General features: G+C 71.3%; 7 protein-coding genes. All 7 read right to left on the bottom strand.

The genetic code is table 11. The features are described 5' to 3' along the window. Positions 1 to 525: 525 nt before the first annotated feature. Complete coding sequence (recR, locus tag GVL03_RS18250) at positions 526 to 1119, bottom strand: recombination mediator RecR (protein ID WP_159502439.1); 594 nt, start codon at positions 1117 to 1119, stop codon at positions 526 to 528. Beyond that, positions 1119 to 3413, bottom strand: coding sequence for a DNA polymerase III subunit gamma and tau (locus GVL03_RS18245; protein WP_159502438.1), 2295 nt, complete (start codon positions 3411 to 3413; stop codon positions 1119 to 1121). Before GVL03_RS18245 ends, recR begins: the two co-directional genes overlap by 1 nt. A 124-nt stretch (positions 3414 to 3537) precedes the next feature. Further along, positions 3538 to 6084 carry a glycoside hydrolase family 65 protein gene (locus tag GVL03_RS18240; protein WP_159502437.1) on the bottom strand — a complete coding sequence of 849 codons (2547 nt, stop codon included), beginning with the start codon at positions 6082 to 6084 and terminating at the stop codon, positions 3538 to 3540. A 63-nt stretch (positions 6085 to 6147) separates the two neighbouring features. Then, on the bottom strand, positions 6148 to 6873 hold the full coding sequence (locus GVL03_RS18235; RefSeq protein ID WP_159502436.1) for an HAD family phosphatase: 726 nt from the start codon (positions 6871 to 6873) through the stop codon (positions 6148 to 6150). Between the two features lie 98 nt (positions 6874 to 6971). Beyond that, positions 6972 to 8192 (bottom strand): acetate/propionate family kinase, encoded by a 1221-nt coding sequence (locus GVL03_RS18230; protein WP_159502435.1) that lies wholly within the window; start codon positions 8190 to 8192, stop codon positions 6972 to 6974. Between the two features lie 112 nt (positions 8193 to 8304). Beyond that, positions 8305 to 10434 carry a phosphate acetyltransferase gene (pta, locus tag GVL03_RS18225; protein WP_159502434.1) on the bottom strand — a complete coding sequence of 710 codons (2130 nt, stop codon included), beginning with the start codon at positions 10432 to 10434 and terminating at the stop codon, positions 8305 to 8307. Between the two features lie 108 nt (positions 10435 to 10542). Continuing rightward, on the bottom strand, positions 10543 to 10759 hold a 217-nt coding region (locus tag GVL03_RS22075; protein ID WP_235038233.1), incomplete at its 5' end, for a hypothetical protein.

The following is a 10759-nucleotide window of genomic DNA, read 5'->3' as shown; positions in this document are numbered from 1 at the left end:
GTCGGAGAACCGTGGGCTCAGGCTGCGCCTCCGGTGCGCAAGCGGTCAGGACAGCAGCCGCCAGCAAGGCGACGACGGCCAAAGGACGTGCGGTGGTGTGCATGGATGATGCCTCCGTTCCGTCCTTCGAACGTAGGACGGAACGCGAGCGCGATGGGGCGACGCCCACGAGACTCTCAGGCTCGACACTCCGCACTGGACCGAGCGCAACGGGACGAAGCGCCCAGCAGAACGAGCGCGCCGCGCCCCTTCGTCTCGTCGCTTCGCTCCTCGCTCAGGGACCGAGAGAGGAGACTTTCGGGTCAGCTTCGCCGGGCCCCTGACGGGACACTCCGTGGGGGTGGCGAAAGCCCGGCCGCGCCCCTTGGTCTCGTCGCTCCGCTCCTTGCCCAGGGACCGAGAAGACGAGACCTTCGGATCAGCTTCTCAGGGCCCGGGACGCGCCGCCGATGGCGAAAGCCCGGTCGCCGCCCGTCGTCTCGGAGCTACGCTCCTCGCTCAGGAACCGAACGAGTGTCTTCCGGCTCAGACGATGCGGCGCCCCTCGAAGGCACGCCCGAGCGTGACCTCGTCGGCGTACTCGAGGTCGCCCCCGACCGGCAGTCCCGATGCGAGGCGGGTCACGCGGATCTCGAGCGTCGTGAGCAGACGGCTGAGGTACGTCGCCGTCGCCTCGCCCTCGAGGTTGGGGTTGGTGGCCAGGATGACCTCCTGCACCGTGCCGTCCGCGAGCCGCTGCATCAGCTGCGCGATGCGCAGGTCGTCGGGTCCGACGCCGGCGATCGGGCTGATCGCGCCGCCGAGCACGTGATACAGCCCCTTGAACTCACGCGTGCGCTCGATCGCGGCGACGTCCTTGGCGTCTTCTACGACGCAGATGAGGGTGGCGTGCCGGCGGGTATCGCGACAGATGGAGCAGCGATCCTGTTCGGTCACGTTGCCGCAGACCTCGCAGAAACGCACTTTCTCTCGCACCTCGCCGAGCAACTGCGACAGGTGCGAGACGTCGAAGTTCGGCGTCTGCAGGATGTGGAACGCGATCCGCTGCGCGGACTTCGGACCGATGCCGGGGAGCCGACCGAACTCGTCGATCAGATCTTGGACGATGCCGTCGTACATCAGGCGAACCTCGTGGGCCGCTCGTACGGCTCTTCACGCACGAACCGCGCATCGAGCACCTGACGGACGACAGCCTCGCCGTAGCGCTGGATGCCCGTGGGCGCGGCGGTGCGGACGACCGGCGCGATCACAGGCGGCACGGGAGCGTCGACCGGGAAGGTCTCCTCGTCGGCGGGGTCGTCGGGCGCCTCCGGCTCGAACGACGGGGCGACCTCGGCGGCGGGAAGCACGGCTCCGTCCTGCACCGGCGCGAGCGTGACCGTCCGCTGCGGGGCGGATGCGGCGTCCTCCGGCTCCTCGTCGACGGCGAACTGGCCGGACGGAGCCGGAATGACGGCAGAGGCGGGCGCGGAAGCCGATGCGCGACCCGCCGAGGCGGAGACGGCGGTCGATCGTGCCGACGCGCCCGGATCGGGCCTGGACCCCGCGGACGGGGCAGGATCCGGATCAGCGGGGGCGTCGGTCGGGATCGGCGCGACGGCCCACTCGGTGACGGGAGCGGTCGATGCCGGGCGCGACGGCGCGGATGATGCGGACGGCGCGGACCGCGGCGCGGGAGGCGCGCCGGGCGTCTCGGCGCGGGGCGCCGCCGGCGGCTCGCCCGGCGCGCCCGCACCCGCGGGACCACCCGGGTCGTCGGTGTCGTGCCGTGCGATGTACTTGACGCGGATTCCGAGCACGCCCTGGATCGCCTGACGCAGGTCCTCGCTCGGGCCGGCGCCCGCCGTGCGCTTCTTGAACGCCGCGACGTCGCCCTGGCTCTGGAACGAGAGGGTGAGGATGTCTCCGTCGAGGCCCGCGACCTTCGCCACGCTCGCGATGAGCCACGACGACCTGCTGATGTCCTCGAGTCGTCCGAGCACCTCGGGCCAGGCGTCGCGCATGCGCTGCACCGTGACGGGCCCGACCGGGACCGCGGGGTCGTCCGCCCGATCGGCGGGCGCCCCCTCCTCCGGCGCGGCGGGCGTCGCCGTCGTGGCGGGCGCGACCTCGGGAGCGCTGGATGCGGTCGCGCCGTCGGGCGCCCCCGCATCCCTCGGTTCCGGCGTCGCCGCAGGGGGCATCGTCACAGGGGCGTCTCTCGGCACGGGTGCTGCCGCAGGCGGTGCCGGGGCACGATCCGGCTGCCGCGGAGCGGGCGCCGCCACCGCCGGGATCGCCGGAGCGGCTACCGCGAGTGGCTCGGCGGGGGGCGCCGTCTGCGCGAGAACACGCGCCACCATGAGCTCGAGCTGCAGACGGGGCGAGGTCGCCCCGGTCATCTCGTCGAGCGCGGCGATCACGATGTCGGCCGTCCGGGAGAGCCGCGCCGTGCCGATGCCGGTCGCCTGACGCGACATGCGCTCGAGCTCGTCGACCGGGATGCCGCGCAGCACGGAACTCGCCCCCTGGCCGGTCGCGGCGATCACGATGAGGTCGCGCAGTCGCTCGAGGAGGTCCTCGATGAAACGGCGGGGATCCTGCCCGGTCTGCACGACGCGATCGACCGCGGTGAACGCCGCGCCGGCGTCTTTCGCACCGAACGCCTCGATCACCTCGTCGAGCAGCTCGGCGTGCGTGTACCCGAGGAGCGCGACGGCGCGCTCGTAGCTGACCGCGTCGTTCTCGGACCCGGCGATCAGCTGGTCGAGGAGCGATAGCGTGTCGCGCGGCGACCCGCCGCCGGCCCGAACGACCAGCGGAAGCACGCCCGGCTCGACGGACACGCCCTCGGTCTCGGTCAGGGTCTGCACGTACTCGAGCATCGCGGCGGGCGGAACCAGGCGGAACGGGTAGTGGTGGGTACGCGAGCGGATCGTGCCGATGACCTTCTCGGGCTCGGTCGTGGCGAAGATGAACTTCACGTGCGCCGGGGGCTCTTCGACAAGCTTGAGGAGTGCGTTGAACCCCTGCGGGGTCACCATGTGCGCCTCGTCGAGGATGAAGATCTTGAACCGGTCGCGCGCCGGCGCGAAGATCGCGCGCTCGCGCAGGTCGCGGGCGTCGTCCACGCCGTTGTGGCTCGCCGCGTCGATCTCTACGACGTCGAGCGAACCGCCGCCCCCGCGTCCGAGCTCGACGCAGCTGTCGCACGTGCCGCACGGGGTGTCGGTGGGACCGGCCGCGCAGTTGAGGCAGCGGGCGAGGATGCGGGCCGACGTCGTCTTGCCGCAGCCGCGCGGACCCGAGAACAGATAGGCGTGGCCGATGCGGTCGCCGCGCAGCGCGGTCATGAGCGGATCGGTGACCTGCGACTGCCCGATCATCTCGCCGAACGACTCGGGTCGGTATCGGCGGTACAGGGCGGTGGTCACCCACACAGCCTACGGCGTACCGCCGACATCATGCCCGGCGTCATCCCACCCCCGCCTTCTCGGGAGTCGGCATCCGTGACGTCCCGCGCGAGGGGGACGGCTCCCGCCGGAACGGGCACCCCGCTCAGGCGTCGACGGGTGACTCCGGGTCGACGATCGGGATCGACTCGGTGACGATCGGGATCGGGCCGGTGACGATCGGGATCGCCGAGGTCAGCGTCGGCACGGACGCCGACAGCAGCGTGCCGTCCTCACGCCGTACGTCGGCGAACATCCGGAGCGACGGCCTGCCCTCGCGCACGGGACCCTGCGTGGCCAGCGGCACGACGACCTCCTCACCGCCGTCGACCGTGTACGAGACGCCGCGCACGGAGAACGACACGGGGGTGCCCTCGGCCTCGGCGCCCACGATCATCTCGTCCCGGCGGAGCGTGATGTGCAGGCGCGTGTCGTGCCAGGCGAGCGCGTACGCGAGCTCCGGCCAGTCGGCGGGCAGGCGCGGGTCGAAGGTCAGCTCGCCGAAGTGATCGCGCATCCCGCCGAAGCCGCTGACGAGAGAGGTCCACACCCCGCCCGCGGACGCCACGTGCACGCCGTCGGCGGCGTTGTGGTGGAGATCCCCCAGGTCGACGTAGATCGAGTCGAGGAAGTACTCCAGGGCGAGGTCCTGGTAGCCGACCTCGGCGGCGAGGATCGACTGCACGACGCCCGACAGGGTGGAGTCGCCCGTGGTCAGCGGGTCGTAGTACTCGAAGTCCGCCAGCTTCTCCTCGTCGGTGAAGTGGTTGCCCTGGAGGAAGAGCGCGAGCACCACGTCCGCCTGCTTCAGCACCTGGTACCGGTAGATCACCAGGGGGTGGAAGTGCAGCAGCAGCGGCCGCTGCCCGGGCGGCGTGTTCTCGAGGTCCCACACCTCTCGTTCGAGGAACACGGCGTCCTGGGGATGGATGCCGAGCGCCGGGCTGAACGGGATGTGCATGGCCTCCGCGGCCTTGTCCCACGCGTCGGCCTCGTCGGGGTCGAGCCCGAGACGGTCGACCATGAGCCGGTACGACTCGGGCGCCTCGAACTCCATCTCGCGCACGGTGCGTGCCGCGAACCGGAGGTTGAAGCGGGCCATGACGTTCGTGAAGAGGTTGTCGTTGACGACCGTGGTGTACTCGTCGGGTCCGGTGACGCCGTGGATGTGGAACGAGTCCTCGCCGTCCTTCTCGTCGCGCCAGAAGCCGAGGGTCGTCCAGAGCCGGGCGGTCTCCACCGCGATGTCGACGGCCTCGCGGTAGAGGAAGTCGACGTCGCCGGTGGCACGCACGTACTTCGCGAGCGCGAAGCTCACGTCGGCGTTGATGTGGTACTGCGCGGTGCCCGCGGCGTAGTATGCCGAGGCCTCCTCGCCGTTGATCGTGCGCCACGGGAAGAGCGCGCCGACCTCGTTCAGCTGGAACGCGCGCTTGCGTGCCGCCGGCAGCATGTGCACGCGCATCCGGAGGGCGTTCCGGGCCCAGAGCGGGCTCGTGTACGCGAGGAACGGCAGCACGTAGATCTCGGTGTCCCAGAAGTAGTGGCCGCTGTAGCCGGAGCCGGAGACGCCCTTCGCGGGGACGCCCAGGCCGTCGGCGCGGGCCGAGGCCTGCGCCAGCTGGAACAGGCACCACCGCGTCGCCTGCTGCAGGTCCTCGTGCCCGGCGATGCGCACGTCCGAGCGCTCCCAGAACCCGTCGAGCCAGGCGCGCTGGCGTCGGAACTGCTCGGAGACGCCCTCGCTGCGGGCGCGGTCGAGCGTGCGGCGGCAGCGGTCGACGAGCTCCGGCGCCGGCACGCCGCGCGACGTGTGGTAGCTGACGAGCTTCGTCACCCGCACCGGCACGCCGGCCTTCGCCTGCACCCGGAACACGTTCTTCGCGATGTCGGGCTGGATCAGCGTGCGCGCGGTGTACTCGTTGTCGGTGACGATGAGGTGGTCGGCGGCGACCGCGACGGTCATCCCCGACTCCGTGACCTCGTAGCTGAGGACGGAGCGCTCGCCCTCCTGCCAGTGCTCGCGGGGCTGCAGCACGCGCTCGTGCAGCTTCTCGGTCTTGCGCGGGTCGAATCCCGCCGTGGACCTGCCGACCGGCCGGCCCCCGTAGACGTCCTCGCCGTCCTGCCGGTTGATGAGCTGGCAGCTGACGGTGACCGGCGCGTCGGCGTTCAGCACCGTCACCTCGACGTTCATGACGGCGAGATGCTTCTCCTCGAACGAGACCAGCCGCTCGTAGTTGATCCGCACCTCTTTTCCCGAGGGCGTGCGCCACAGCAGGTCGCGGCGCAGCACGCCGTCGCGGAGGTCGAGCGTGCGCTCGTACTCGAGGATCTCGGCGACGTCGAACGACAGCGGCTCGTCGTCGACGTACACGCGCATGACCTTCGCATCCGGGGCGTTGATGATCGTCTGGCCGACCTCGGCGAAACCGTAGGCCTGCTCGGCGTGACGGATCGGGAACGTCTCGTGGAAGCCGTTGACGAACGTGCCGTGCTCGTGCGCGAACCGGCCCTCGGGGTGGTTTCCGCGCAGCCCAAGGTAGCCGTTGCCGACGGTGAAGAGCGTCTCGGTGACACCGGAGTTGTCGACGTCGAACGATCGCTCGACGAGACGCCAGGGGTCGACGGGGAACCGGTCACGATCCATCATGAGGAGGCCTTCCGCAAAGGTGTCAGGCGGGGAAACGCGGGGGTGGGGATGCGGGCGCGACGATCAGTCTACGAACGCGGCGAGGTCGTCGACGACCACATCCGCACCGGCATCGCGCAACGCCTCGTGCCCGACGCCGCGATCGACGCCGACGACGAGCGCGAAGCCGCCGGCGGAGGCGGAACGCGCCCCGCTCAGAGCGTCCTCGACGGCGGCGCTGCGGGCGGGATCGACGCCCAGCATCCGGGCGCCCTCGACGAACACGTCGGGCGCGGGTTTCGAGGCGAGGCCGTCGCGCTCGGCGATGACGCCGTCCATGACGACGTCGAACCGATCCCGGATGCCGGCGGCCCGAAGCACCTCCTCGGCGTTCTTCGAGCTCGACACCACCGCGACCGGGACGCCCTGGGCGCGCAGCGCGTCGAGCAGGGCCAGCGAGCCCGGGTACGGCGCGATGCCCTCGCCGCGCAGCACGCGCGCGAAGACCTCGTTCTTGCGGTTGCCGATGCCGCACACCGTGTCGGCGGACGGCTCGTCGGACGGATCGCCCCAGGGCACCTCGACGTCACGGGAACGCAGCAGGCTCGCGACGCCGTCGTAGCGCTTCTTGCCGTCGAGATACTCGAAGTAGTCGTGCTCGGTGTACGCGGGGGTGATGCCCCACGCGGCGAACAGCTCGTCGAACATCGTCTGCCACGCGTGCATGTGCACCTCCGCCGTCGGAGTGAGCACCCCGTCGAGGTCGAAGAGCACCGCGTCGTAACGGGCGAGGTCGGGCAGATCGGTCACGAAGTCTCCAGGCGTGTCGGCGGTTCCGGTCAGCGTAGTGGCCGCAGGTTACGTCCCGGTGTCCGCCCGGTGGGCTTGACGGCCCCGGACGCACGGCGTCAGCACGCGGCGACGACCTCGAAGGTCTGGCGGGCGATCTCGAGCTCCTCGTTCGTCGGGACGACCAGCACGGTCACCGGCGACGCATCCGTCGAGATGGTGCGGACGCCGCGCGCCCGGGTCTCGTTGCGCCCGGGGTCCAGCTCGACCCCGGCGAATCCCAGGGTGGCCAGGGCCCCCGCGCGCACGGTGGGCGAGTTCTCGCCGACCCCGGCGGTGAAGGAGATCACGTCGACCCCGCCGAGCTGCGCGAGGTAGGCGCCCGCGTAGGCGCGGAGGCGATGCAGGTAGACCTCGAACGCGAGCACGGCATCGGCCTCGCCGCGCCCGACGCGCTCCTCGACGTCGCGCATGTCCGAGACCCCGACGAGCCCGAGCAGGCCGCTCCTCTTGTTCAGGAGCGTGTCGAGGTCGTCGATCGAGAGCTTCGCGCGTCGCGCCAGGTGGAAGAGGACGGCGGGGTCGATGTCGCCGGAGCGCGTGCCCATCACGAGTCCCTCGAGCGGGGTGAGCCCCATCGAGGTCTCCACCGACCGACCGCCGTCGACCGCGGTCACCGACGCGCCGTTGCCGAGGTGGAAGACGATCTGCTTCAGCTCGTCGTTCGGCCGGCCGACGTACGCCGCCGCCGCCTCGCTGACGAACTTGTGGGACGTGCCGTGGAACCCGTACCGGCGGATGCGGTGCGCCTCGGCGAGCTCGCGGTCGATCGCGTACGTGTACGCCGCGGGCGGCAGGGTCTGGTGGAACGCCGTGTCGAAGACCGCGACGTGCGGCAGGTCGCCGAACGCGGCCTTCGCCGCACGGATGCCCTGCAGCGCTCCCGGGTTGTGGAGCGGGGCGAGCACCGACAGCTCGTCGATGTTGATCTCGACCAGCGGCGTGACGAGCGTCGGCTCGAAGAACCGCGCTCCGCCGTGCACGACCCGGTGCCCCACCGCGACCGGCGCGAGCTCGGTCAGCGACGGACCGTGCTCGTCGAACGCTGTGAGCATCGCGCGGAAGCCCGCGGTGTGGTCAGGGATCGGCAGCTCGCGCGAGTACTCCGCATCCGTCGCCGCCGCGCCCGGCGCGGTGAAGAGCACCTTGTGCACGATCCGGGCGTTCTCCTCGCCGATCCGCTCGACGAGCCCCGACGCGAGCACGTGCTCGGTGTCGAGCTCGATGAGCTGGTACTTGAACGACGACGACCCGCTGTTGACGACCAGCACCACGCTCACGCGAGAACTCCTTCGATATGTCCTGCTGCCATCCGTGTCTCACTTGTGCAGCCGGTCCCACCCCGGCCCCCGCACAAGTGAGACACGGATGCCGGGGGGTGCGCGGCGGCGGTCACGAGGCTGTTCCCTGGGGCTCGCCCTGGGCCTGGATGGCGGTGATCGTGATCGTGTTGACGATGTCGTCCACGAGCGCGCCGCGCGACAGGTCGTTGATCGGCTTGTTCAGCCCCTGCAGCACCGGTCCGATCGCGACGGCTCCGGCCGAGCGCTGCACCGCCTTGTAGGTGTTGTTGCCCGTGTTGAGGTCGGGGAACACGAACACCGTCGCCCGCCCCGCAACGGCCGACCCGGGCATCTTCTTCGACGCGACGGCCGCATCCGTCGCCGCGTCGTACTGGATCGGCCCCTCGACCAGCAGCTCGGGGGCCCGCTCGCGCACGAGCGCCGTCGCCTCGCGAACCTTCTCGACATCGGCGCCCGAGCCGGACTCCCCGGTCGAGTACGAGAGCATCGCGACCCGCGGGACGATGCCGAAGCGGTCCGCCGTCGCCGCCGATGAGATCGCGATGTCGGCGAGCTGGGGGGCGGTGGGGTCGGGGATCACGGCGCAGTCGCCGTAGACGAGCACCCGATCGGCGAGCGCCATCAGGAACACGCTCGAGACGACCGAGACGCCCGGCTGGGTCTTGATGATCTCGAACGCCGGACGGATGGTGTGCGCCGTGGTGTGCGCCGCTCCCGAGACCATGCCGTCGGCGAGGCCCAGGTGCACCATGAGCGTGCCGAAGTAGGAGGGGTCGGTGACGGTGTCGGCGGCGCGCTCGAGGGTCATGCCCTTGTGGGCGCGCAGTCGCGTGTACTCCTCGGCGAACCGGGCGCCGAGCACCGCGTCGAACGGGCTGACGATCTGCGCGCGGGCGAGGTCGATGCCCAGCTCCAGGGCGCGGCCGCGCACCTCGGCCTCCTCGCCGAGGATCACGAGGTCGGCGATGCCGCGCGCGAGCACGGTCGCCGCAGCGCGCAGGATCCGGTCGTCGTCGCCCTCGGGCAGCACGATCCGGCGCCGGTTCTCGCGCGCACGCTCGACCAGCCCGTACTCGAACATCAGCGGCGTGACGACGCTCGGCCGCGCGAGCCCCAGCAGGCGGGTGAGCTCCGCGCCGTCGACGTGCTTCTCGAAGAGCGCGAGGGCGGTGTCGTAGCGGCGCTGCGAGTCGGCGGCGAGGCGCCCCCGCGTGTTCATGATGCGCACCGCGGTGTCGTAGGTGCCGCGGTCGGTCGCGATGATCGGCAGACTCGACCCGAGGCCGTCGATGAGCCGGTCGATGTCGTCGGGGAGCGGGAACGGCCCGTTCAGCACCACGCCGGCGAGCGAGGGGAACGTGCCGGAGGCGTGGGCGAGGAGCGTCGCCAACAGCACCTCGGTGCGGTCGGCGGGGATCACGATGACCGCGCTCTCGGTCAGACGCGGCAGCACGTTCACCATCGACATCCCGGCGACGACGACGCCCAGCACTTCGCGGGTGAGCAGCTCCTGGTCGCCCTTGACGAGCACGCCGTCAACCGAGCGCAGGACGCCGCGGACCGACGGGGCGACGAGGAAGCGGTCCTCCGGCAGCGCCCACACGGGCACGTCCGTCGTGCGGACGGCCGCGCGGATGGCGGCGACCGCCTGCTCGGCGGACTCCGGGGCGACGCGGTTCGCGACCACGGCGAGCAGCTCCGCCCGCGCGGCACGCAGCTCCGCGAGGGCGAGGGTCGCGATCTGGCCCATCTCTTCGGGCGTGCGGGGGTCGCTGACGCCCAGCTGCTCGCTCTGTCCCTGCTGCGCGCGGCCGCCGAGCACGAGCAGGACGGGCGCCCCGAGGTTCGCCGCGACGCGCGCGTTGTATCCGAGCTCCGCAGGGCTGCCGACGTCGGTGTAGTCGCTGCCGAGGATGACGACGGCCTCGCACCGCGCCTCGACCGTCTTGTACCGCTCGACGATGCGGGCGAGCGCCGCATCCGGGTCCGCGTGCATGTCCTCGTAGGTGACGCCGATGCAGTCGTCGTACGAGAGGTCGACGCCGTCGTGGTCGAGCAGCATCTCGAGGACGTAGTCGCGTTCGACCGTCGAGCGCGCGATCGGCCGGAAGACGCCGACGCGGGCGGTCGCGTGGCTCAGAGCCTCGAGGACGCCGAGAGCGATGGTGGACTTGCCCGAATGGCCTTCGGCGGACGTGATGAGGATGCTGTGCGCCACATGACCACCCTAGGTCGACACCGCGGAGGCCGGCCAGGCGGCCGCTCCGTGAAAAACTGCCGCGCCCCCGGCACCCGCCCGCTCGTGGGGCGGCGCCGGCGCGCAGGCTCAGGTCTGGCGCTTGATGAAGCGCATCAGCCAGGCGATCACCGCGAGCACCAGGAGGACCACGCCGATCCACAGCAGGAACTTCACGGCCTCGACGAACACCCCCAGCAGGAGGAGAACGATTCCGACGATCAAGAGGATCACTGCGAGTCCGGCCATGGCGCCACTCTGGCGGTTCGCCGCATCCGTCGTCCACGGGTTGACACCGCCCCCGCAC

It is taken from the genome of Microbacterium sp. 18062, assembly GCF_902706225.1.
Classification (GTDB): Bacteria; Actinomycetota; Actinomycetes; order Actinomycetales; family Microbacteriaceae; genus Microbacterium.
The sequence above is the reverse complement of the archived record's forward strand: the minus strand, read 5'-3'. Positions and strand labels throughout refer to the sequence as shown.